Here is a 25,132-nt window from a genome sequence, read left to right on the forward strand (position 1 = left end):
TGGCGGCTGGGTTGGCGGCCAAGCTGATGGACAACGGACGCGCAGCCATTCGTATTACAGCAATCGATGAGCGTCCTGCTCAACAGGCGCTCGTGCTATTGGTTCAGCATGTGAACTCGAACATGTCCGCCCCTAGCATCGGAGACTTGGACACCAATCTCGTCCGTCACGAACCACTGCTAGAGCGGCAAGGAGTGGCCGTTTCTGGGCATATCGTGGTATCCACGATTCCGAGAATGCCACCAGCCTCTCTACCCCGATACCTCTGCTTGTTGGAAGAAGTCCCAGGGCTTGGCAGAAGCGTGTTGCAACCATTTCTCAGAAAAGAATTCAAAGAGGTTGCCATCGACTGGGCATGGCCAGACGAAACGGACAATAACCGCGAGAAGCACTATCATCCCGTGGTTGAGATGCATACCTTGCCGGATATTACCCTGCGTGAAGAACTGGAAGACGGAGGTGCTATCACGGGTTTCGAGTTTTACCAGCATGTCAACGACGAGCATGGCATTGATGAGCATGCATCGATTCGGGAGTCTAAGCGAATCGTCGTACTGAAGGCGACGAGCCAGCAGGGAATCCTTGAGCAGATCACCAGGCTCATCCCTTTTTATCGAGAAAAGGGGTACAGCGAACTCAAGGTTCGCTACAAAAACCGCAATGGGCGCCAAAAAACAGGCCCCATGGGCATGAATGAGACAGATGTCGCGGACACTCTTCTTGGACGGTCAAGTCTGATCTATTCCGACCAGAGCCTTGCGCAGTGTCACGAGAACATCGTTCTGTCTCTAGTCGACCAAATGATTGCTGCGCTTCAGGCGGCAAGGGGTGATTGATGTCCTTGGCGGCTCTACGCCAATTAATGACGCCGGTCCGCTATCTTAGGATTCAGCACCCGGCGAAGCGGTTATTGGACGTGATTGTTCCCGCGCTGATGGCAGGATTGGCGACGGCCTGCCTGATGCTGCTTCCATATCCAGTTCGTTTGTTGGGTGACTCAGGACTAATTTCTGTTTTTACGGATTTGCTGCAGATTCTAGTGGGCTTCTACATCGCGGCGCTTGCGGCGGTAGCTACATTCGACCGCCCCGGCATGGATGCTCCTTTGGACGGCGAGCCAGCTCGTTTGATCGAGCGTCGTAACGGAGCCCTTGTCCCAGTCAATCTGAGTCGACGGAGGTTTCTCTCCATGATGTTCGGGTACCTTTCATTTCTTGGATTGGTTCTGTACTTCTGGGGTGCGTTAGCCGGTCTGTTGGCCGAAAACCTTCGGGACACCATCCCCGTCGAGATTTATGTGTTTGCTGTTCCTGCATGTCTCTTTTTATACCTGTTTTGGATCTGCAATCTGCTTGTGACGACGCTTTTGGGGCTGCATTACCTTAGTGATCGCATTCACCGATAACAGTACGGTTTTTAACAGGCGCAGCAAGTGGGCTTGAATAATTGCTGAGTCGACAGTCCGTGGTTTTCGGGCTGGGAGGCGGATCACGGCATCACTGAGCCCACTCATTGGCACGGGACATTGCGTCATGGACAAGCAACACATCCCCCACAAGCTCACCGCCGCGCGCTTCGTGCGCGCCGTTCATTTCTTCGCGGCTTCCGAGGTGGGTTGGAAGGCGCGCTGGATGTTCGCCGGGCTGATTGCTTTCCTCTTCGCGATCAACGGCATGAATGTGGTCAACAGCTATGTCGGCCGGGACTTCATGACCGCCATCGCGGATCGCAACCAGGCCGAGTTCGTCCGCCAGGCTGCTTTCTACGTCGGCGTCTTCGCCGCCTCGACCCTGATCGCGGTCAGCTCGCGCTTCACCGAGGAACGCCTTGCGTTGCTCTGGCGCAACTTCATGACCGGACGGATCCTCGGGGTCTATCTCGCCAACGGCACCTACCAGCGCCTGGAGGCCGAGCACGCCCTGGCCAACCCCGACCAGCGCATCACCGAGGACGTGCGCGCCTTCACCACCTCCACGCTCTCCTTCGTGCTCATGCTGCTCAACAGCAGCTTCACCGTGGTTGCCTTCTCCGGGGTGCTCTGGTCGATCAGTCCCTTGCTCTTCATGGTCGCGGTGCTCTACGCCGCGAGCGGCTCGCTGCTGACGATCCTGCTCGGACGCCCGCTGGTCGGGCTCAATTACGACCAGCTCGACAAGGAGGCCGATTTTCGCGCCGGGCTCATCCATGTCCGGGAGAACGCCGAGGCGATCCGTCTGGCGCGCTGCGAGGGGCGTCTTGAGGAAGGCTTGCGGGCGCGGCTCGCGGCCCTGGTGGGCAACTTCCGGCGCATCACCAGCATCAACCGCAACCTCGGCTTCTTCACCACCGGGTACAACTGGCTGATCCAGATCATCCCGGCACTCATCATCACGCCCGCCTTCATCGCGGGGCAGGTCGAGTTCGGTGTCATCACCCAGTCGGCGATGGCCTTCTCGACCCTGGTGGCTGCCTTCTCGCTGATCGTCACCCAGTTCCAGTCGATCTCCAGTTTCGCCGCCGTGGTCTCGCGGCTGAGTTCGCTGGTCGAGGCCGTCGAGCAGACCGAGACGCAGGCCCCATCCGCCATCGCGGTTCGCGAGGAGGCGGGGCGCCTGGTCTATGAGGGGCTGACCCTGCGTGCGCCTGAGGGCGGCCAGGTGCTGATCCGTGCGCTCTCGATCGCCATTCCCGAGGGGACGCGAACCCTCATCCGTGGCGCGGACAAGGCGGCGACCCTGGCGCTGCTGCGCGCGACCGCCGGACTGCCCGTAAGCGGGGAGGGGATCTTGATCCGACCACCCGCCCGCGACCTGCTGTTCCTCGCCGAGCGACCCTATCTGCCGCCCGGCCGTCTGCGCGCGGTCCTGGTTCCGCTCGGTCGGGACGAGGCGATCCCCGATGCGCGAATACTCGGACTGCTGGCCGACTGGAATCTCGATTCACTCCCGAGCCGCGTGGGCGGGTTGGACAGCGAATAGGATTGGGACAGGCTGCTGTCGCTCGGCGACCAGCAGCTTCTGGCCTGTCTGCGGGCCAGGCTGGCCGCGCCGCGTTTCGTCGTGCTCGACCGGCTCGGCGCCACGCTTGGGCATGAGCAGGTCGATCAGGTTCTCGGGCGGTTCGCCGAGGCATCCATCACCACCATTCATCTCGGCCGGTCCACCGATTCAAGCGAACGCTATGACGCTACCCTCGACATCCAGGCGGACGGCTCCTGGACCTGGACGGGACAGACGGCCGCTCACGACACCCATGCCAACCAACGGGGAACCCACCCATGAACGCCAACATCCTGGACGACTTCGCGGATCTGTCCGGCTGGACCGCCATCGCCTCGGGGCAGGCGCGGCTGAATCTCTCCCCAGAGCCCGGACGCCAGGGGATGGCGATGCGTCTGGATTTCGACTTCCACGGCGGCGGCGGTTTCGTGGTCGCGCGCAAGGAGTTCGACCTGAGCCTGCCGGAGAATTACGCCTTCAGCTTCGGCATCCGTGGCCAGGCGCCGGCCAACATCTTCGAATTCAAGCTGGTGGACGCCTCCAACCAGAACGTCTGGCGCTATCGCGAGGACGTCTTCGCGATGCCCGAGGATTGGCTGGATCTGCGCATCAAAAGTAGCCAGATCGCCTTCGCCTGGGGACCGCTGGGCGGGGGTACGGCGCGCGCCATCGCCGCGATCGAGTTCGTGATCGCGGCCGGACCCGGTGGTAGCGGCAGCGTCTGGATCGAGGATCTGTGCCTCACGGACACCAGCTACTACCTGACCCCGCTGGTCGAGGCGAGCAGCGCCCTGCCGGGTTGCGAGCCGCACTATGTCTGCGATCCATCCCCTGAAACCTGCTGGCGCGGCGCGCCGACCGATCAACCCCAGCGGCTCCTTATCGATTTCCAGACCGAGCGCGAATACGGCGGTCTGACGATCCGCTGGGATCCCGAGCGGCGGCCCCGAACGCTCGCCATCCAACTCTCCTCCGACGGGCAGACCTGGCGCACCTGCCTGGAAACCGATCAGGGGGTCGGCGGGGAGACCCATGTCTATCTGCCGGACGCCGCCTCCCGCTATGTGGCGCTCGATCTCGGGGCCGACGCGGGCCGTGATGGGATCGGCATCCAGTGTGTCGAGGTCCAGCCCTACGACTTCTCGCGCTCCATCAATGATTTTTTCACCACCATCGCCAGGCGCTCGCGCGACGGGCTCTATCCGAAATATTTCCTCGGCCGTCAGACCCACTGGACGCCCGTCGGCACGGGCGAGGACATCACCCAGGCGCTCTTCAACGAGGAGGGCCTGGTCGAGGTCGACAAGGGCAGCTTCTCCATCGAGCCCTTCCTCTTCGCCGACGGTCAACTCATCGCCTGGGCCGACGCCGAAGTCACGCAAAGCCTGGAGCGTGGCGATCTGCCGATCCCCTCGTCCGACTGGCGCGCCGGCGACCTGCGTCTGAGCACCACCGCCTTCGCCACCGGGCCAAGCGGGGCGTCCAGCCTCTTCATCCGCTACCGGATCACGAACGACTCGGATGCGGCGCGGCCGGTGTCGCTCTTCGCCGCCATCCGACCCTTCCAGGTCACGCCGACCTGGCAGCATTGGCAGCGCTTCGGCGGTGTCCGCCAGGTGAGTGAGCTGACCTACGTGGACGGACAGGTGCGGGTCGATCAGGGCAAGCGGATCATCCCCTTCACCCCGCCCAGCGGCTTCGGCGCGGCCGCCTTCGCCCAGGGCGCGATCACGGAGTACCTGAAGTCGGGCGAGCTGCCCGCCCAAGACCAGGTGACAGACCCCTTCGGTTATGCTTCCGGGGCATTGCGCTTCGATCTGGAGTTGCCGGCGCGCTCGGAACGGGAGGTCTTCCTCGCCATCCCCTTCGGCGACTGCCCGGGGGATCGGGCCGAGGGCTGGCCGACCGATCCGGACGGCGGCGAAGCGTTCGCGAGCGCCCTGTCCGACTGGGAGGCCAAGCTCGACGTCCTGGACATCCAGCTCCCGCCCCATGCCGCCGGGGTCGTCGGGACCCTCAAGACCGCCGCCGCCCACATCCTCATCAGTCGCGACGGTCCCGCGCTGCAACCCGGCCCGCGCCGTTACTCGCGCGCCTGGATCCGCGATGGCGCGCTCATGGGCGCGGCGCTGGCGCGGGTCGGCCGCCCCGAGGCCGGGCGCGACTTCATCCGCTGGTACGCCGGCTTTCAGACCGAGGACGGCAACCTGCCGGACTGCGCCGATCGCGATGGCCAGGAGTGGCTACCCGAGTTCGATTGCTGGGGTGAGCTGATCTTCGCGGTCATGGATCACTACCGCTTCAGTGGGGACAGCGACTTTCTGGCCGAACTATGGCCGGCGGTGCTCAAGTCGGTCGACTATCTGGAGCGGCTGCGCAACCAGCGCCTCACGCCTGAGTATCAGACCGAGGCCAAGCGCGCCTGTTACGGAATCCTGCCAGAGTCTATGAGTCACGAGGGCTACATGGCCCATCCGGTCCATGCCTATTGGGACGATTTCTGGGCCGTGCGCGGTTTCAAGGACGCCGCCGAGATGGCCGAACTGCTCGGCGAGACCGATCAGGCTCGACGCATCGCGACCCTGCGCGACGCTTTCCAGGAGACGCTGTACGCCTCGCTCGATCGCGTCATCGCCGAGCGCGGAATCGACTTCGTCCCCGGCTCGGTCGAATTCGCCGACTTCGACCCCTCGGCCACCGCCATCGCCATCGCGATCGCCGACGAGCTGCACAATCTGCCCAGCCCGGCCATCGACCGGACCTTTGAGAAATACCTGATCGGCTTCCGCGAGCGCACCCGTCCCGATTCCAACTGGGCCAACTACACCGCCTACGAGATTCGCATCATCGCCGCCCTGGTGCGGCTCGGCTGGCGGCGCGAGGCGCACGAGTTGCTGGACTTCTTCCTCGCCGACCGCCGCATCCAGTCCTGGAACCAATGGCCCGAGATCTCCTGGCGCGACCCGCTCGGCCCCAGCTTCATCGGAGACATGCCGCATAGCTGGATCGGGGCCGAGTACATCCTCGCGGTGCGCGGATTCTTCGCCTACGAGCGCGAGTCCGACCAGAGCCTGGTCATCGCCGCCGGGGTCGCCGAGGATTGGCTGAACGAAGGCGGCGAGGTGTGGGTGCGCGATCTGCCGACCCAGCACGGGCTGATCAGCTACCGTCTGCGTCGGGAGGCACCGGATCGGCTGCGCCTCTCGCTCTCCGGGGAACTGGCCATGCCACCCGGCGGACTCATCCTCATGCCGCCCTTGCCACACCCGCTACAGGGTGTCGAGATCGACGGCCAGGCCAGCGCGGACTTCGGCCCAGACTGGGCGGTCTGCCGTATCTGCCCCGCCGAGATCCTGTTGCGCTACTGACACAATCCGTCGTTAGGATGGGTAGAGCGCAGCGAAACCCATCTTCCAGGCTCCAAGGCCCAAGCCGGTATATGAGCACGTAAAGCGTCCAAAAGGACCGGGGCATGCGATGACGCGCGGCGGGCCTGCCCATCCTTGTCTCTTGAGCCTCGGAGCGTACAGCGTCTCGCGAATACATATCTGATATGTATATTTCAAGGCGATGAACATCACCTTCGACCCCACCAAAAATACCCTCAACCGCCAAAAACATCGGGTCGATCCTGTCGGATGTCGAAGGCGTTTTTTACGATGACCAGGCCATCGCCGTCGAGGACCGCGACCATGCCGAAGAGCGTTTCGTGACGCTTGGGCTGGACGGCTTGGATCGTCTTATCGTGGTGGCGTACCACTATCGGGGCGAGGATGAGATCCGGCTGATTTCCGCGTGCTTGACTGAACCTCACGAGCGGCGCGCCTATCAAGAGGGCTTAGGCAATGCAAGACGACTATGATTTTTCCAACGGCACGCGCGGCGCGGTGCTGAACGCCACCGGCAAGACCCGTATCACCCTGTTTCTGGACGACGATGTTCTGGCGGCGTTCAGGGAGCGCGCGGCACACAGCGGCAAGGGCTATCAAACCCTGATCAACGAGACGTTGCGCGCCACGCTATCCCCGGAATCGGCGCCACTCACGGTGGAAACCTTGCGCCGGGTATTGCATGAGGTGTTACAGGCAGCCTGAACTTGATGGGGCTGGGGCGAACAACGTGAGCCTCAGCTTGTGTGGGAATGAGCGGGGAGACCAAGGATCCCTCCATTTCCGGAAATCGCCCGATTCCCCCTTGATCGAATGGCCCGGAGTCCGCCGGGTTTGCCCTCATACGCGAAACTGCGAAAGCTCGGCGTGCAGGCTTTGGGCCAGGCTGACGAGGTCGGCGCGTGCCGCCGCGGTCTGGCGATTGGCGGAGACCGCGTGCTCGGCCAGGGCTTGAATCCGGACCGTATTGCGATTGACCTCCTCGGTCACCGCCGACTGCTGCTCGGTCGCGCTCGCGATCTGCGTGTTCATGTCGTTGATGCTGGCCACCGCCCGCGTGATCCCCTCCAGGGCCGCGCTGGCCTCCGAGGCCTTGCGCAGGGTGGCGTCGACCATGCCGCGTCCGGAGCTCATGACGCCGACGACCTTGTGCGCGCTGGATTGCAGGGACGCGATCATGGTCTCGATCTCGCCCGTCGATTTCTGGGTGCGCGAGGCCAGATTGCGCACTTCCGAGGCGACCACCGCGAAGCCGCGACCGCTTTCACCGGCGCGGGCCGCCTCGATGGCGGCGTTCAGCGCCAGCAGGCTGGTTTGGTCGGCGATTCCCTTGATGACTTCCAGCACCGCGCCGATGTGGCTGGTCTCGGCTTCGAGCGCCGCGATGGCCTCGGCCGCCTTCTCGACGACCTCGGCGAGCTGCCCGATGGCCACCGACGCCTCACCGACCACCTGACCCCCGGAGCGCACACCGCTATCGGCCAGGCGCGCGCTCTCGGCCGCGGTCGTGGTGTTGACCGCGACCTGGCCGATGGTGGTGGCGACCTGATGCATCGCCGTGGCCACCATCTGAATCTGCGTGAGCTGTTCGAGCATCGCCTCGTCGCTCTCGGTTGCGACCATCTCCAGACGCTCCACCGCGTCGTCGACCTGCTGGGCGGACAGGATCGATTGCCCCACCAACCGCTGGAGCTTTTCGAGCAGCAAATTGAAGGCACTGGCGATCTGGCCGATCTCATCGCGGCTGTCTTCCGCGAGACGGGCGGTCAGATCCCCCTCGCCATGGGCGATGTCGCGCACGCGATGGAGGATGCGCCGCATGGGACGAACGATCAGCGGCGGGAGCGCGAAGATGACGAGCGTCAGGGTGCCGATTCCTACCGCCAGCAGGATGAGCGTCTGCATCCGGCTCGCCGCCACGGACGACTCGGCCCGCGCGGCGACATCGCTGGTGGCCGTGATGACGATCTCTTGGAGCCCGTCGAGGATCGAGCGCATCTGGTCGAAGGACTGGCGGGCCTCCTTCAAGCTCAGATCGATGGCGGTCGAGCGGCCCGCCCGGGTGTCCGACTGGCGTTCCGCGACGATGCGCCTGGTCACCTCTTCCCAGGCTTGACGGGCCGTGTCGAACGCCTTGATCTTCTCCGCCACCTCGGGCACGGTCGCGAGATGGCTGTCCATCAGGATCCCGGCGGCGTGATCGAAGCGCTCCCTGGCCTGCCTAAGGTTCTCGCCATGCTGCCCGGCCATGTCCGCGAAGTCGGGCGAGCGCACGTCGACGAACATCAGGGTCCGCTCGGCGACCAGCGCCTGGTAGAGATCCCGGTCGGCCTGGAGCAGGTTGTCCACCACCGGGATGTTGACACTGACGAGCGCGGTCACGTCCTCGGCCAGCCGGTCCACCCGCTCGATCGTCCTCCAGGCGAAGAACACCATCAGCAGACCGATGAGACCGAGCGGAATCATCAGCTTGTAGCGGAAGGAAAGATTCTGAAACCATCTCATGAGCTCGGCTCCTTGACGAAGAGCGCCGTGCCCGCGCGGCGCGGGCGCTTGGCGAGATCCTATGGCTGTGCCTGCCCCAGCCGATCGAGATCGATCCCGATCGTCAGGGCACCGATCGCCTGGCCCTCGTCCATCACCGGCACCGAGATCTGCACCAGATAGGCTTGGGCGCTGGAGTCGAACTTGATTTCACCCATGTCGACGCCACCCTGGCCGGCGTTGAATGACCGCGTGAATTTGTCCTCGTCGCCCTGCCAGTAGTCCGAGGTCTTGTTGGTCATGGCGACATTGGCGCCCTGGCCGTCCATGAGGAAAAGCTCGATGAAATACGGCTGGGTCTGCTCCAGCCGTCGCAGCTCCCTGGCCGGCGGATTGTCCTGCATGGCCGCCATAAGCGGCGTGATACCGCTGGCGGCCATCCAGTCCGCATCCAGCCGCTTGATCTCATCGAGCGAGCGCCCCAGGGCGTTCTGCTCGCGCACGGCCTGGATCAGGACCGGATTGGTTCCCCACTGCTGAAAGGTTGGCACCAGGGCCTTCACGGCGTCTGGAAGTTCCTCGGCGATCGCCGGGGGCATCGCCAGGACACCTGTCGTTAGCGCAACCGCAAGCGTCAGTCTCTGGAGCGACATCGGCGCTCTCCTTTGGTGATGAGGTTTGAGTGGAGCCGCGTGGCCGCATGCGCGCAACGCATCAGCCACTCTTATTGGGCCGCCGACTCCAGGAATCGAGCGCATGGAGCGGCATGCCCCGCTCGGCCATGAGCCAAAGAATAGATGATGACCCGGTGTCGGGCGTCGGATCTGCGAACAGTGTCTAAAGTCTGACGAACCGAGCCGCTTCGAGACTGGCACCGGGATCGGCCGCGCGGTTAAGGTGGTGACCTCGATGCCCCTTGGATCCGCCGTGGAAATTGAACGGGTCGCTCGTCGGCGCGCCGATGATTCCCATCAATCAAATGCGCCAAGCCTCCCGATGGTATTCAGTTCCTAGGGATTTTCTGATATGAAAGTAGGTAATGCTACGCATTGATCTCGGAATCGCTGTTTCCGGTTCCGTGCCCGACCATGACAGATGGATCCATGGACGACACCCATGTCAGATGAAGTTGGCGCCGCTCGCCGCCGACGGTCTTCGCCGCATGACGCCGCGCGAAATGTGTTCTCATGGCCACCGATATGCCGACTCGCCGAGGGTCCACGCCAAGCGTTGGCCCGTCTCGGAGACCCCCTGCGGCTCGCGCTGCTCACCTCGATCGTCCTCATCCTCATCTTCTGCGGTTACGGCATCGCCACGGCCCTGATCGGCGAGCACAACCGGGAGAGCCTGCGGCTGGAGGCCGTCGCCGAGATGCAAGCCCACCAGATCGCCGACTGGCTGCGGGAACGCCAGGGCGACGCCGATCTCGTCCGCACCAGCCCCACACTCCCGGAGGAATATCGGCGCTGGCGCACGGGTGCCGACCCGGAGGCGGCCGCCAGTATGCAGGCGCGACTCACCCGGCTGCTCATGCCGGGGGGCTTCGAGGCGGTCAGGCTCTACGACGCCGACGGGCCGTTGGTCTGGACCAGCCTGGAGCCAACTCCGGACACCCGGCCCGAGCTGGCGACGGGTCTGCGCGAGGCGGAGCGCGCACGCCAGTCGCGGCGGGTCGGCCCCTACCTGGACGCCGGGCAACGGCCCCATCTGGACTACGTGGTTCCACTCGCCGCGAACGCGGAGCCACTGGCCTTCGTGGTTCTGCACGCCGACCCCGAGGGCTGGCTGTATCCCACCCTTCGGACCTGGCCCAATCTCACTAAAAGCGGGGAGAGCTTCCTCTTCCGTCGTGACGGCGATCAGGTGCGCTACCTTAGTCCGCTGCGCTTCCATGCCGACGCGGCACTCAAGCTGCGCCTGCCCGTGGCGGGCGGCCGCCTGCTGGCGGCGCGGCTCCTGCGCGGCGAGATCTCCGGGGACGAGGTTCTGCAAGGGATCGACTACCGTGGCGAGCCCGTGCTCGGGGTGGCGCACTCGATCGCCGGCACTGACTGGTTCCTGGCCACCAAGCTGGATCTGGCGGAGATCCGGGCCAACGCCGGGCTGGAGATCACCGTCATCGGTCTGGCCGGGCTGCTCGCCCTCCTGATCGCCATCGCCGGGACGCGGATGGTGCGGCACAGCCAGCAGCTCGCTCTGGCGACCGCCACCCAGGAAGCCCAGGCCGAGCGACTGGCGACGCTCGGACGCCTGCGGGAGACCGAGCAGCGCTTCCTCTCCACCTTCGAGCAGGCCGCCGTGGGCATCGCCCAGGTCGCCCCGGATGGCCGCTGGCTGCGGGTCAACCAGCGGTTGTGCGAGATCGTCGGATACGACGAGGCGGAGCTGCTGAACCGGACCTTCCAGGACATCACGCACCCGGACGATCTGAACCGCGACCTGGATCAGGTGCGCCAGATGCTGTCCGGGGAGATCGATACCTACAGCCTGGAAAAACGCTACCTGCGCAAGGATGGCGACGACGTCTGGATCAATCTCACTGTTTCGCTGGTGCGCAAGGACAGCGGGGAGCCCGATTACTTCATCTCCGTGGTGGAGGACATCCAGGCGCGCAAGCTGGCGGAGTCGCGGCTCGCGCTCTGGAACAATGCCTTCGAGAAGGCCGAGCTGAATCTGGCGATCGGAGACGCGGTCCATCAACGGCTGCTGGCCGTCAATCCGGCCTTCGCGGCGCGGCGCGGCTATCGCCCGGAGGAGATGGTGGACATGCCCGTCGCCGCCCTCTTCCCACCTGACCGCCTGGAGGAGGTTCTCGCCCAGGCGCGGGAGGCGGACGCCAGGGGGCATCACCTCTTCGAGACCGAGCACCAGTGCAAGAACGGCGAGCGTTTTCCCGTGCTGCTGGACATCACCGTCACGCATTCCGACGACGGCCGGCAGGCGACGCGCATCGTCCATGCCCTGGACATCAGCGCCCGCCTCGCGGCGGTGGCCGCCCGGCGCGAGAGTGAGGAACGGCTGCGCGAGGCGCAGCGGATCGCCGGTCTGGGTCACTGGGAGTGGGATCTTCGCGCGGATCGCCATCGCTGGTCGGAGGATATCTACCAGATCTACGGGCGCGATCCCGGTCTGCCTCCCGCCCAATATCCGGAGGTCGCGCGGTATTTCACCCCGGAGAGCTGGGCCGGTCTGACGCGGGCGGTGGAGCAGGCGCTCGCCGAGGGCACCGCCTATCAGTACGACGCCGAAGTGGTGCGCCCGGACGGGAGCCATCGCTGGATCACGGCGCGCGGCGAGGCCGTGCGCGACACGGCGGGCCAGCCGATCCTGTTGCGCGGCACGGTACAGGACATCAGCGCGCGCAAGGAGGCGGAGCAGGCGCTGCGCGAGAGCGAGGAGCGGCTGCGTCTCTTCATCGAGCATGCGCCCGCCGCGCTGGCCATGTTCGACCGCGAGATGCGTTATCTGGCCGTGAGTCACCGCTGGCTGGAAGACTACAGCCTGCTGGATGTCGACCTGCTGGGCCGCTCCCACTACGCGGTCTTCCCCGAGATCGGCGAGTCCCTGAAAGCCGTGCATCGGCGTGGCCTGGCCGGCGAGGTGATCCGCGCCGACGAGGACCGCTTCGAGCGCGCCGACGGCCGGGTGCATTGGGTGCGCTGGGAGATGCACCCCTGGTATCAGACCGATGGCGTGGCGGGCGGCATCCTCATCTTCACCGAGGACATCACCGCCCGGAAGCTAGCCGAGCTGGATCTGCGCGAGAGTCAGCGACGCTTCCAGGACATCGTCGATGCCTCGGCCGACTGGGTGTGGGAGGTAGACGCTCAAGGGCGCTTCACCTATACCTCCGAGAGCGTCCATGACGTGCTCGGCTACAGCGCCGAGGAAATCCTGGGCAAGACGCCCTTCGATCTGATGCCCGCCGAGGAGGCGGCACGGGTGGCGGACGAGTTTGCTGGTATCAGCGCCCGGCGCGTGCCTTTCCGCGACTTGGAGAATCTCAATCGGCACAAGGACGGCCGCTTGCTCTATATCCACTCCAGCGGCATGCCTATCCTCGATGCGGCAGGCGAGCTGCTCGGCTACCGGGGCCTGGACCGCGATGTGACGGAGAAGCGCCAGGCCGAGCTGGCGCTGCTGGAGAGCCAGGAACTGCTCCGAACCCTGTTTAGCAGCCTCCCCGATCTGGTCTGGCTCAAGGATCCGAATGGCGTCTACCTGGCCTGCAACCCCCGCTTCGAGCGGCTCTTCGGGGCCGCCGAGACGGAGATCGTCGGCAAGACCGATTACGACTTCGTCGACCGGGAGCTGGCGGATTTCTTTCGCGCCAACGATCTGGCCGCGATTGCCGCCGCTGGTCCGAGCTGCAACGAGGAGGAGGTCATCTTCGCGAGCGATGGGCATCGGGAGCTGGTGCAGTCCATCAAGACACCCATCTACGACGCGGGCGGGCAGGTGATCGGCGTGCTGGGGATCGCGCGCGACATCACCCATCTCAAACGCAATGAGGAAGAGCTGGAGCGCCACCGTCATCATCTGGAAGAGCTGGTGACGGCGCGCACCGCCGAGCTGATGCAGGCGCGCGCCGAGGCCGAGCGTCTGGCCCAGGCCAAGGGCGAGTTCCTGGCCAATATGAGTCATGAGATCCGCACCCCGATGAACGCGGTGCTGGGTCTCGCCTACCTGCTGGAGCGTCAGGATCTGCCGGCGGAGGCGCGCGAACTGGCCCACAAGATCCGTCAGTCCGGTCGCGGTCTGCTCGCGATCATCAACGACATCCTGGACTTCTCCAAGATCGAGTCCGGCCGCGTCGAGATCGAACGGGTTCCCTTCCAGCTCGGCGAGGTGCTCGACGCCCTGGCCACCGTCATGACCACGACCGCCGCCGACAAGGCCATCGAGCTAGTCATCCAGCCGCCCGACTGCCTGGACCGCACCCTGCTGGGCGATCCGCTGCGGCTCGGTCAAGTCTTGACCAATCTCACCAGCAATGCCATCAAGTTCACCCCGGCGGGTATGGTCGAGGTGCGGATCGACAGGCTGGATCGGAACCCGTCGCGGATCGCGCTGCGCTTCTCGGTGCGTGATACCGGCATCGGCATCGATCCCCAGGCTCGGGCCCGACTTTTCCAGCCCTTCACCCAGGCGGATGCCTCCACGACGCGCCGTTTCGGCGGCTCGGGCCTGGGGCTGGTGATCTCGCGCCGCCTGGTGGAGCTGATGGGCGGGCGCATGGGATTGGAGAGTGTCGTCGGCGAGGGCAGTACCTTCTGGCTGGAGCTGACCTTCGATCTGGCGGAGCCGAACCCGACGGCCCGGCTGCGGGGCGCCCCGATGCGGGTGCTGATCGCCGATGACAACCCCATCGTCCGGGGGGCGGCGGCCATCACGGTCGAGGCGCTCGGATGGTCGGCCACGCAGGCGGAGTCGGGCGACCAAGCCTTGCGAAAAGTCCTGCAAGAGCCGGGGCTTCAGGGTCCAGGCGCGGTCGTGCTGCTGGATTGGCGGATGCCGGGACTCGACGGTCTCGCCACCGCCAGGGCCATTCGCGACGCCCTGTCGGCCGACTCCGTGCCCCTGCTCTTTCTTTTCACCGCCCACCCGATCGAGGCGGTGCGAACCTTGTCGGGCGTCGAGGCAGTGAATGGGGTGCTGGCCAAGCCACTGACGCCCTCAATGCTCTATGACGCCGTGCTGGCGGAGCTTGCACGCCGGCTGGGGACGTCCTCGGTCGTCGTGTCCCCCGCGACCGCCGAGCGTCGTTTGAACGGTATCCGGATGCTCGTGGTCGACGATAGCGACATCAACCGCGACGTGGCGCGCCGCATCTTCGCCGGCGAAGGGGCCGAGGTGCATCTGGCGGGCGACGGACGCGAGGCGGTGGATTGGCTCGTCGCCCACCCGGACGCCGTGGACATCGTGCTCATGGACGTGCACATGCCGGTCATGGATGGCCATGAAGCCACCCGGTTGATCCGCCAGACGCCGGAGATCGCCCGGCTACCCGTCGTCGCCCTGACCGCCGACGCCCTTCAGGATCGGGAGGCCGTCGCGCTGGACGCGGGCATGAGCGCCTTTCTGTCCAAGCCCTTCGAGGTGCCGGAGGCGGTCGCCTTGATCCGATGTCTGACGGGTCATGCGCCGGGCGCCCCCGAGAAGAGTCAGCTCACCCCGACCGACGGCGATCCCGGAGCGAGGGGGGCGGCGTCGGGCGAGGGCGACGATCGCGCCTCGATGGGGGCCGATGCGCTCACCCCATCGCGCACCTCTCCTGACGAGCACACCAAGTTGGACGAGCGACGCCCCGATGAGGCCCCGGACCCCGCATTCCCCGGTATCGCGCTCGACCAGGGCTTGGCGCTCTGGTCGGATGCCGCCATCTATCGCCAGTATCTGCGCCGTTTCGCCCACGCCTATGCCGACAGCGCTGGCGTCATCGCCACCGCCGAGCCCAACTCGGCGCGCCAACTGGCGCACAAGCTCAGGGGCACGGCGGGCAACCTCGGTCTGACCGAGGTCGCCGCCCGCGCGGGGGTGCTGGAGGGACATCTGGGGCAAGGCGCGACGACCGAGGCCGGCGCCCTGGTGGCCGCGTTGCGGGAGGCGCTCGACACCGCGCTGGACTCCATCGCCCGCTACGCGCCCGAGGAGCCCAGGCCCCTGTCCGCGACACCAGAATCCGCCCCGAGCATCCGCACCGAGCCGGTGCGCGCCCAGTTGGCGCTCCTGCTTCGGCAGGTGCTGGCGGCCTGCGAGCGGTTCGATCCCATGGCCGCCGGGCCGGCCATGGAAGCGCTGAGCAAGCATCTGCCCGCCGCGTATCTGGCACCCTTGCGGCTGGCGATCGAGGACTTCGACACACCAGCCGGCGCGGCCTTGGCGCGCGCACTCGCTAGCGAGCTGGACATTTCACTGGAGGATTGACCATGCCCTTAGGATCCCTGCTCATCGTAGACGACGAACCGCCGAATCTGGCCGCCATGCGCCAGATCCTCGCCGAGGATTACCAACTCATATTCGCCCGCAGTGGTGGCGAGGCGATCGCCGCTGCGGCCAAGTGCTCACCGGCGCTGATCCTGCTCGATATCCAGATGCCGGACATGGACGGCTACGCGGTCTGCCGCGCCCTCAAGGCGGATCCGGCGACCGAGGCCATCCCCGTAATCTTTGTCACCGGGCTGTCCGAGGCTGGCGCCGAGGCCGCCGGCTTCGCCGCCGGGGCGGTGGACTACATCGTCAAGCCGCTATCCGCGCCCATCGTGCGTGCGCGCGTCGCCACTCATCTCTCCCTGGTGCGGACCTCCCGGCTTGAGCAGAGCTACCAGGACGCGCTCGCCATGCTCGGCATGGCGGGCCACTACAACGACACCGATACCGGCGTGCACATCTGGCGCATGGGCGCCTACGCCCGCGAGCTGGCTAGCGCGCTGGGCTGGACATCTTCCGCCTGTGACGAGCTGGAGCGGGCCGCGCCCATGCACGACACCGGCAAGATCGGCATCCCCGGCGAGATCCTGCGCAAGCCGGGCAAGTTGGACGAGCGCGAGTGGGAGGTGATGAAGCGGCATACCCGGATCGGGCACGAGATACTCGCCAGGAGTAATGCGCCCATCTTCAGACTGGCCGCCGAGATCGCCCTGCGCCATCACGAGAAATGGGACGGCGGCGGCTACCCGGACGCACTGGCGGGCGAGGCCATCCCCGAGTGCGCCCGCATCGTCGCGGTGGCGGATGTCTTCGACGCACTCACCATGAAGCGACCGTACAAGGATGCCTGGCCGATCGAGCGGGCGATCGCGACCATGCGCGAGAGCAGCGGCAGCCACTTCGAGCCGCGTCTGATCGAATGCTTCGTCGACATCCGAGCACGCATCCTGGAAGTCAAGGCGGAATGGGATGGACGCGAGGCGTAGCGATCCGGCGGCGAGCCGCGCCCCGGCCCACCCTCTTCTCCGGCCCTTCTCCCTCGGGGGAAGGGGAGAGAGCCTCTTTTCTGGAAATCACCTTAATGGTTGGTCGCCTGGATTTCCGCCCAAGCCTGTCGAATCAAGGTCTCGATCCTGGCCCTAAGCTCTCGAAACGCCGGATCCTCGCGAAGCTCCTCGAAGACCGGATCGATCTCCAGGAGTTTCAGGTTCCTGAACCCCCGGCCGACTAGCGCGTCCAGCCGTTCGAGCGCGGCGGTCGGCTCTTGACGCAGCATGAGCAGGCGCGCCTCGGCGTATTCCAGTGGCGGGGTCTTCCAGCCCTGTCGCTTGGCCTCGGCCAGGTCGCCTTCGCAGCGGTCGAGCCAGCGGGCGGACTCGTCGGCTTCCCCCGCGCGTCGGCTGGCGTCCGCGAGCGTGGCGCAGAGGAAGAGATCGTAATCCGTGCGCTCGATCGGGTAGGCGCGCCCATCCAGCGCCTGGCGCAGACGGTCGCGCGCGATGGCGTGCTCGCCCGCGACATAGCGTGCCAGTCCGGTGCGGGCGTTGGCGAGACGCCAGTCGATTTCCGGCAGGTCCGGCTCCTCTCGCATCCGGGAGATGTAAGCCTCGTCGGGATCCGTGGGAAGAAGGCTTGGCGCGGCGATGCCGAGCCGATCGATGTAACGCTGCACGGCTCGGCCGGGCTGGGAACTGCTCCAGGCATCAAGCATCAGCGTCGCCGCCGGCTCGGTCTGCCCGAGAAAGCCGAGCACCATGGCCAGGTTGGCCTTGGACAAGGCGTCGTTCGGGTCGATCGCCAGGGCCTTGGTCGCCCAGGCGTGGGCCTCGACCAGCTCGCCGGACTCCAGCGCCAGGTCGGACAGCACGCGAAACAGATGGGGTTGATCGACGACCGTCGCCGCTAGCTCCAGGAGCATTTCGCGCGCTGCGGTCCGATCACCCGCCCAGGCGAATGCCTTGGCCTGATTGCCGACCGCCGTCGCCATGAGCGGCTCCAGGGCGCGCGCCTTCGCGAAGGCGGCGGTGGCGTCCGGCAGTCGGCCTTGTTGCTGCCGCGCCAGACCGAGCCACATCCAGCCCTCGGCGTAGTTGGGCTGGATCCCGACCGCGCGCGTCAGATAGTCCTCGGCCAGTCCATGGGCGCCGCGCAGGTAATGCGAGAGTCCGATGGCGCCGATGACCTCGGCGTCGTCCGGGTGCTCGCGCAGACAGTCCGCGAGCAGCGGTTCGGACTCCTTGAGCGCCTCCGCCAGCGGGAGATCACCGTAAAAGGAGAGCAGCAGATAGGTGGCCGCCATCTCGCGGCGCGCCGGGGCGAAGCCGGGATCGATGTCCTGGGCTTGGCGAAAATAGCCGAGCGCGCGCCCGAGCGAATCCGGCGAGCGCGCGGCACGGTAATAACGTCCGAGCAGGAAGAGATCATAGGCGCGCGGGCTTTCCGGTTCGGCCTCGATCGAGGGTGAGGCGTCGCCAACCGCGAGCGTGCGATGCAGCGCCTCGGCGATCTCCTCGCCGATGCTGCTTTGGATGGCGAAGACATCGGCGTCCTCCCGGTCGAAGATGTGGGTCCAGAGCTGATAGCCGGTCGCGGCGTCGGTCAGGGTCGCGGAGATGCGCAACTGTCCGGCGGCGCGTCTGACGCTGCCGCTGACGACGGCGTTCGCCGCCAGGCGCCGCCCGACCTCGGCCAACTCGATCCGTGCCTCGCTGACCAGCTTCGAGGACACCGGCCCCAGGACGCGCAGATCGTTCGACCGTCCCAGCGCATTGGCGAGTTCGATCGCGAATCCCTCGGCGATATAGGCATCCGACGCCTCGTGCGAAAGACTCGCGAAGGGAAGGACGACCAGGGTGCGGTAGACGGACGGATCGGGCGCCGGCTCGTCGAGCCAGATCCAGGATCCGCCAACCAGGATCGCCAGGAGCGCGGCGGCCAGGATCGCCCGCCATCGGCGGCTTTCCATCCAGGCTCCAGGTAACGGCCCGGATGACTCGGGCGCCGCCTTCGCGTGGTCGCGCCGAGCGGGCGTCCGCGCGGGGTCGGGCGGGACATCCTCCACCTCGGCCATCAGGCGATAGCCGCGCTTGGACACCGTTTCGATATAGGTCGCGTTGGCGGCATCGTCGCCGAGCGCCTTTCTCAGCTTGGCGATCGCCTGATAGAGGGATTGATCGCCGACGACCTGTCCGTTCCAGACGCCGGCGATGATCTCCTCCGTTCCGAGCACCGCTCCCGGTCGGTCGGAAAGAAACAGGAGCAGCTCCACATGACGTGGCTCAAGACGAATCTCCTGGCCCTCGCGTTGGAGCAGATTCCGCGCCGGAATCAGCCGCCATGGCCCGATCCAGCGTTCTTGAACAGTCTTGCCAGGTTGCACGGAAATATCCCCAACCAACTGTTTTCAAGGCCGTAAAAAAACCGTCAGAAAAGCATCAGCGAAGCATTGGTCGGCCATCAGGCTTCTGGCCGTCACGCCTGCTATCGATGGCGTCGCCCATCGAATCCGGGCCGCCGACGAGAGCGAGCGATGAATGACGTGAATCACGAAGAGTGTCCCGGCGCCCGCCGCGCCCAGGCCAGTGAGTCGACCCAGACGCGCCTTCAGGGGTTGATCGCGCTGCCGCCATTGCCGCGCCGATCGCACGAGATGCTGAACCTCTTGTCCGATCCGTCGCTGAATATCCTGCGTCTGGTCGAACTGATCGAGGAAACCCCCTCACTGGCGGCTCGGATCATGGGTGTCGCGGCCTCGCCCTTCTTCAAGAGCGCCATGCCTCCCCGCCATGTGTCGGACGCCATCATACGCCTGCTCGGCTTGAATCTGGTCCGAGACCTGTCGATGTCGCTGATTCTCGGGCAATCGTTTAGTGTGCGGGGGAGCGCCCGCTTCGATCCGATGCGGTATTGGCGGCGCGCCATGCTGGCGGCGACCCTGGCCCAGACTCTGTCACCCAGGGTGGGGCTGGACGACGCGCCCAGTCCTTCCGAAGCCTACCTCGCCGGCTTGCTGCACAATCTCGGGCTGCTGGCGCTGGTGCAGGTCGCGCCGGATGGGATGGACATCGCCTTCGAACAGGCGGACGCGGATCCGGCCCGCTCGCTGATCGACATCGAGTGCTCGCTACTCGGTATGGATCATGCCCAGGCGGGCGGCGAAGTCGCCGTCGCCTGGCGCCTTCCAGCCGCCATCGGCACGGCCATGCGCCATCACCCCGACGCCAGCTACCGGGGTCTGGATTGGCCCCTGGTCGCCCTGACCAACCTGGCGAATGGCGCCAGTCGCGAGCTGGCGCGCGGATCGGCGGGGACCGAAGAGGCCGAGGAGCGGTCGCTGTTGCTCGGCGATCTCGGTATCGCCCAGGTTTATTGGGAGCGCGCCATCCAACAGTGGCGCGCGCAGGTCGACAACATCGATCGACTGGCGGCTGTCCTGGGGAGCCGTCTGTCATGAACGGCCCGAATATGCCCGCAGGGCCAGGCTCGGGAATCCTGTTCCTGATCGATGCGCTCGGTTCGCTGCGGGAGTTGATCGTCGCGGCGGCGGGTGACTGGGATTCCAGTACGCCGCAAACGGCCGCGCGGGCCTTGATCGCGCATCGCGAATTCGACGGCTGCGCGATCTATCCGGCGGGCGGGGAGCAGGGGCGCGCGGATCGCAACACCCACTCATCCGACACACTCGAACCGCTGGCGGCCTCCGGGTTGCCCCGGTATCTGTCGGCGGTGAGCGCGGAGGTTTCGGCCAGTGTCATGCGCGTGGGTTACGCGCATTACGAGCCCGATCTCGCCAGGCGCTCGGGCCAGCTCCATGGCAGTCTGATCGTTCTGCCGATCATCGCGCCCACGCATGTCTTGGGCGCCCTAGCGGTCTGGAGCCGCGAGCCGTATTGTTTCAAGCCCTGGCACGAGAATCTGCTCGGACTCTATAGCGACGTCCTGTCGCTCGCGCTGCGTCAGCGCGGCTTCCCGGATGGCGCGTCGGCCACATCGGGTCAGGCCGATTCAGGGCCGCGCGCCGCCTCGCCCCCCGATCGGCCGACCGCTTCACGCGGACGCCGGCTCGACCCAGTGACCGGCCTGCTGAGTCGATCCGCCTTCGAGTCGAGTCTGCAAGACGCGCTCGACGGTGGGCCGACCCCGAGGCGGTCGCCCTATCTGCTCTACCTCGATATCGATCGTTTTCGCTGGATCCGCGACCATGGTGGCGACCAGACCGCCGATCGCGTGCTCCGGATCGTCGCCGATATCCTGCGCCGCGAGGCGGGTCAGGACATCGTGCTGGGCCGGTTGGGCGGGGATGAATTCGGGATCGCCGTCGACCTGGAAACCGAGGACGACGCGGTGGCCATGGCGCAACGCCTCGTCCATGGCGTCGACGCGCAACGCATGTCCTACGCCGGTCAGCTTTACGACATCAGTATCAGCATCGGGCTCGCCCCGATCGGGAGCGGATGGCGCGCGGGCCACCTCGCGCTACGTCAGGCGCGCGATGCCTGCGCCGCCGCGCGCCGTCAGGGCGGAGGCGCGATACAGGTCTATAGCGAGGCGGTCGACAATCAGCGATGCCTCAAGGATGACGGCCGGATGCTCAACCATCTGACCAGCGCGCTCAAGGAGGATCGTCTGCGGCTGTTCGCCCAACCGATCGTGGCCGCGCATCCGGGCGCGAACGAGCCGGCGGGCGCGGCCTCGATCCATGAAGTCCTGCTGCGGATGCTCGATAAGGACGGGAACCTGCATGGCGCGGGCGCCTTCCTCCCGCTCGCGGAACGCTGCGGTCTTTCGGTCAAGCTCGATCGCTGGGTCATCCAGGAAACCTTTCGGTTGCTGGCCGCCGCGCGACGGCCGGGCCTGGAGCAGAGCGAACTCGCGGTGAATCTGTCCGGACACTCCATCGACGACACCCGTCTGCTGGACTTCATCATCGAGCAGTTCGCCGCCACCGGGTTGTCTCCAGAGCGGATCTGTTTCGAAATCACCGAGACCGTCGCCATTTCGGACATCGACGCGGCCAAGCATTTCATCCGTGTCTTGAAGGATATCGGCTGTAAATTCGCCCTGGATGATTTCGGCAGCGGGCACTCCTCCTTCCTCTATCTACGGGATCTGGAGGTCGATTATCTGAAGATCGACGGCACTCTGGTGCGCGAGATCGCCCGCGATCCCGTGAGTCTGGCCTTCGTGCGCTCGATCGATGACATCGGCAAGATCATGGGCAAACGCACTATCGCGGAATACGTCGAGGACGGTCGGGTGCTGGAGGCGATCGTCGAGATCGGTGTCGATTTCGCCCAAGGGTTCTGGGTGGGTCGGCCCGAACCGCTCGAACGCTGGCTTTCCTGATCGAGGTGGCCAGGGGGCTGGCGAATCGCCGGATTCCTTGAGATCTCCGGTACAAGGTCTGACAGAATAGGGGGGCTTGCATCCGAACAAGCTGGGCTCCGATGGAGCCCGTATTTCCCCCTAAACCCAGCGACGAGAGAGGGCGATCCAATCGATGGATACCACGGCTAAGTATGTCTTTGCCTTCGAGGAAGGCGATGGAAAGAACAAGAAACGGCTCGGTGGCAAAGGCGCGAATCTCTGCGAGATGACCCAGATCGGGCTGAACGTTCCGCCCGGTTTCGTGATTTCCACCGATGCCTGCCTGGAGTATCTGGACGAGCCTAAGCGCGCCTTGCCGCCGGGGCTGATCGAGCAGGTGCATGAGCAGATGCGCGCCCTGGAAAGCAAGACCGGCAAGGGGTTCGGTGATCCCGAGAATCCGCTGCTGGTCTCGGTGCGCTCGGGTTCGGCCATGTCCATGCCCGGAATGATGGACACCATTCTCAATCTGGGTCTCAACAGCGAGACCCTGCAAGGCGTGATCCGCGCCACCGATGATCCGCGCTTCGGCTACGACGCCTATCGGCGCTTCATCCAGCTCTTCGGCAAGGTCGCCCTTGGGGTTTCCGACGAAGCCTTCGACAAGGAGTTCGCGGCCATCAAGGAGGTCGCCCACGCCAAGCAGGACGTGGATCTCTCCGCCAACGACCTGCGCGATGTCTGCGAGCGTTTCCTCAAGGTGGTGGAGGAGGCCACGGGCCATGCCTTCCCGTCCGATCCCTATCAGCAGTTGGAGATCGCGATCAAGGCGGTCTTCAACTCCTGGGGCGGCAAGCGCGCGGTGGATTACCGCAAGCAGTTCCATATCACCCCGGACATGGCCAACGGCACGGCGGTCAATGTCGTGACCATGGTGTTCGGCAACCGCGGCGACGACTCGGCCACCGGTGTGGCCTTCACCCGCAACCCCGCCAGCGGCGAGAACAAGCTCTACGGCGAGTATCTGGTCAACGCCCAGGGCGAGGACGTGGTGGCCGGCATCCGCACCCCCAAGCCGATTGATCGGCTCAAGGTCGAGATGCCCGAAATGGCCGACCAGCTCGACGAACTGCGCGACAAACTGGAGACCCACTACCGCGAGGTGCAGGACTTCGAGTTCACCATCGAACGCGGTCAGCTCTATTGTCTCCAGACCCGCAACGGCAAGATGAACACGGTCGCCATGGTGCGCACCTCGGTCGAGATGGAACGCGAGGGGCTCATCAGCAAGGCCGAGGCCCTGCTGCGCATCGCGCCCGATTCGCTGGAGCAGATGCTGTTTCCGCGTCTGGATCCGACCATCAAGGCCAACGCGGTCGCGCAAGGCTTGCCGGCCTCGCCGGGCGCGGCCTCGGGCATCGCGGTATTCGACGCCGATCGCGCCGAGCAGTTAGGGAAGGAGCAGGGCCACAAAGTCATCCTGGTACGCGAGGAGACCAAGCCGGAGGACATCCACGGCTTCTTCGCCTCCGAGGGCATCCTTACCTCGCGCGGCGGCAAGACCTCGCACGCCGCCGTGGTCGCGCGCGGCATGGGCAAGCCGTGCGTGGCGGGCGCCGAGGGGATCAGCGTGGATGTGAACCGGCGCGAGGCGCGGGTCGGTCTCACCAGCTTCAAGGAAGGCGACGTCATCACGCTCGACGGTACCTCGGGCAAGGTCTATTTGGGCGCCATCCCCACGGTCGAGCCAGACTTCACGCCCGAGTTGAACACCCTGCTGGGCTGGTCGGACGAGGTGGCCCGGCTCAAGGTCATGGCCAACGCCGACACCCCGGACGACGCGCGGCGTGCCCGCCGCTATGGCGCGGTCGGCATCGGCCTGGCGCGCACCGAGCGCATGTTCAACGATGTCGAACGCCTGCCGATCGTCATCGAGATGATCGTCGCCGACACCATCGAGGAACGTCAGGAGGCGCTCGACAAGCTGCTGCCGCTACAGCGCAAGGACTTCCACGATCTGTTCGAGGTGATGTCGCCGAACCCGGTGACCATCCGTCTGCTCGACCCGCCGATCCACGAGTTCCTGCCCGACGAGCATGTGCTGGAACGTGAGATCTCCGAGCTGCGGGTGCTGGCGCAGAACGCGCGTGGCGTGACCGTGCTGGCGGGCGCCATGGGTCTGCTGCATGCCTCCGAGAGTCTTCGCCACGAGGTGGACACCGCGCGGCGCCTGATCGACCCAGGCGTGGTGGAGGAGGCGATCGCCAAGAAAGAGGCGATGCTGCGTAAGGTTCGGGTGCTCTACGAGACCAACCCCATGCTCGGTCATCGCGGCGTGCGTCTCGGCATGACCTTCCCCGAGATCTATCAGATGCAGGTGCGCGCCATCCTGGAGGCGGCGGCCGAATGCGCCAAGGCCGGCATCGAGGTCCATCCTCAGATCAAGGTGCCCCAGGTCTGTACCGCGCAGGAACTGCGTAAGGTCAAGGCGTATGTCGACAGCATCCATGCCGAGGTCGCCGCGCATTATGGCAAGCCGGTCAAGTACAAATTCGGCACCATGATCGAGGTGGTGCGGGCCTGCATGCGCGCCGAGTCGCTGGCCGAGGAGGCGGAGTTCTTCTCCTTCGGTACCAATGACCTGACTCAGGCGACCTTCTCCTTCTCGCGCGAGGACGCCGAGAACAAGTTCCTGCCGCTCTACAACCAGGCCGAGATCCTCCAGGACAACCCCTTCGACGTCCTGGACGTCAAGGGCGTCGGCAAGTTGATGCAGTTGGCGGTGGACTGGGGTCGCTCGGTCAAGCCGGATCTGCATGTCGGCATCTGCGGCGAGCACGGTGGCCATCCGGCCTCCATCGCCTTCTGCCACGACGCGGGGCTGGACTATGTAAGCTGCTCCGGACCGCGGGTGCCGATCGCGCGGCTTGCCGCGGCGCACGCGGCGCTCAAGTCCAAGGTCGGTAAGTAGCCAGCCCCAGACCCGACGCGCCCCGTTTGGGGGCGCGCCGGGGTCGGACAGTCGCCCGCTTGGAATGAAGGCGC

At 65.7% G+C, this 25,132-nt stretch carries 15 protein-coding genes; 12 read left to right on the top strand and 3 right to left on the bottom strand.

The features are described 5' to 3' along the window. Positions 1-11: 11 nt before the first annotated feature. The 7 genes from CKO27_RS07905 (at position 12) to CKO27_RS07935 (ending at position 7,072) form a co-directional block, all read left to right on the top strand. Positions 12-836 (top strand): hypothetical protein, encoded by an 825-nt coding sequence (locus tag CKO27_RS07905; protein WP_200374332.1) that lies wholly within the window; start codon positions 12-14, stop codon positions 834-836. Beyond that, complete coding sequence (locus tag CKO27_RS07910; protein WP_200374333.1) at positions 836-1,405, top strand: hypothetical protein; 570 nt, start codon at positions 836-838, stop codon at positions 1,403-1,405. Before CKO27_RS07905 ends, CKO27_RS07910 begins: the two co-directional genes overlap by 1 nt. 127 nt (positions 1,406-1,532) lie before the next feature. After that, on the top strand, positions 1,533-2,957 hold the full coding sequence (locus CKO27_RS07915) for an ABC transporter ATP-binding protein/permease (protein WP_200374334.1): 1,425 nt from the start codon (positions 1,533-1,535) through the stop codon (positions 2,955-2,957). 81 nt (positions 2,958-3,038) lie between these two features. Then, positions 3,039-3,260 (top strand): hypothetical protein, encoded by a 222-nt coding sequence (locus tag CKO27_RS07920; RefSeq protein ID WP_200374335.1) that lies wholly within the window; start codon positions 3,039-3,041, stop codon positions 3,258-3,260. Then, the gene (locus CKO27_RS07925) at positions 3,257-6,346 is read left to right on the top strand and encodes a galactose-binding domain-containing protein (protein ID WP_200374336.1); all 3,090 of its coding nucleotides are present in this window, start codon (positions 3,257-3,259) and stop codon (positions 6,344-6,346) included. The genes CKO27_RS07920 and CKO27_RS07925 overlap by 4 nt, the downstream gene beginning before the upstream one ends. 302 nt (positions 6,347-6,648) lie before the next feature. Then, the gene (locus CKO27_RS25260; protein ID WP_420825822.1) at positions 6,649-6,840 is read left to right on the top strand and encodes a BrnT family toxin; all 192 of its coding nucleotides are present in this window, start codon (positions 6,649-6,651) and stop codon (positions 6,838-6,840) included. Further along, positions 6,824-7,072, top strand: coding sequence for a BrnA antitoxin family protein (locus tag CKO27_RS07935; RefSeq protein WP_200374337.1), 249 nt, complete (start codon positions 6,824-6,826; stop codon positions 7,070-7,072). The genes CKO27_RS25260 and CKO27_RS07935 overlap by 17 nt, the downstream gene beginning before the upstream one ends. A 135-nt stretch (positions 7,073-7,207) precedes the next feature. Here CKO27_RS07935 and CKO27_RS07940 read toward each other — a convergent pair whose 3' ends face one another. Continuing rightward, a complete protein-coding gene (locus CKO27_RS07940) occupies positions 7,208-8,872 on the bottom strand; it encodes a methyl-accepting chemotaxis protein (protein WP_200374338.1) in 1,665 nt (554 codons plus the stop codon). A gap of 59 nt (positions 8,873-8,931) precedes the next feature. After that, positions 8,932-9,504 carry a cache domain-containing protein gene (locus tag CKO27_RS07945; RefSeq protein ID WP_200374339.1) on the bottom strand — a complete coding sequence of 191 codons (573 nt, stop codon included), beginning with the start codon at positions 9,502-9,504 and terminating at the stop codon, positions 8,932-8,934. A 577-nt stretch (positions 9,505-10,081) separates the two neighbouring features. Here CKO27_RS07945 and CKO27_RS07950 point away from each other — a divergent pair. Beyond that, complete coding sequence (locus CKO27_RS07950; protein ID WP_200374340.1) at positions 10,082-15,778, top strand: PAS domain S-box protein; 5,697 nt, start codon at positions 10,082-10,084, stop codon at positions 15,776-15,778. A 2-nt stretch (positions 15,779-15,780) separates the two neighbouring features. After that, positions 15,781-16,767, top strand: coding sequence for a response regulator (locus tag CKO27_RS07955; protein ID WP_200374341.1), 987 nt, complete (start codon positions 15,781-15,783; stop codon positions 16,765-16,767). Positions 16,768-16,859: 92 nt separating this feature from the next. On the opposite strand, the gene CKO27_RS07960 is transcribed toward CKO27_RS07955, so the two are convergent. Then, positions 16,860-19,160 (bottom strand): winged helix-turn-helix domain-containing protein, encoded by a 2,301-nt coding sequence (locus tag CKO27_RS07960; protein ID WP_200374342.1) that lies wholly within the window; start codon positions 19,158-19,160, stop codon positions 16,860-16,862. A 150-nt stretch (positions 19,161-19,310) separates the two neighbouring features. On the opposite strand from CKO27_RS07960, the gene CKO27_RS07965 reads away from it, so the two are divergent. The 3 genes from CKO27_RS07965 to ppdK all read left to right on the top strand — a co-directional run bounded on the left by CKO27_RS07965 (position 19,311) and on the right by ppdK (position 25,058). Then, positions 19,311-20,234 carry an HDOD domain-containing protein gene (locus CKO27_RS07965; protein WP_200374343.1) on the top strand — a complete coding sequence of 308 codons (924 nt, stop codon included), beginning with the start codon at positions 19,311-19,313 and terminating at the stop codon, positions 20,232-20,234. Continuing rightward, positions 20,231-22,126 carry a putative bifunctional diguanylate cyclase/phosphodiesterase gene (locus CKO27_RS07970; protein ID WP_200374344.1) on the top strand — a complete coding sequence of 632 codons (1,896 nt, stop codon included), beginning with the start codon at positions 20,231-20,233 and terminating at the stop codon, positions 22,124-22,126. Before CKO27_RS07965 ends, CKO27_RS07970 begins: the two co-directional genes overlap by 4 nt. Positions 22,127-22,280: 154 nt before the next feature. Beyond that, positions 22,281-25,058, top strand: a complete 2,778-nt coding sequence (gene ppdK, locus CKO27_RS07975) for a pyruvate, phosphate dikinase (RefSeq protein ID WP_200374345.1) — start codon at positions 22,281-22,283, stop codon at positions 25,056-25,058. Positions 25,059-25,132 lie beyond the last annotated feature (74 nt).

It is taken from the genome of Thiocystis violacea (assembly GCF_016583575.1).
Lineage (GTDB): Bacteria > Pseudomonadota > Gammaproteobacteria > Chromatiales > Chromatiaceae > Thiocystis > Thiocystis violacea.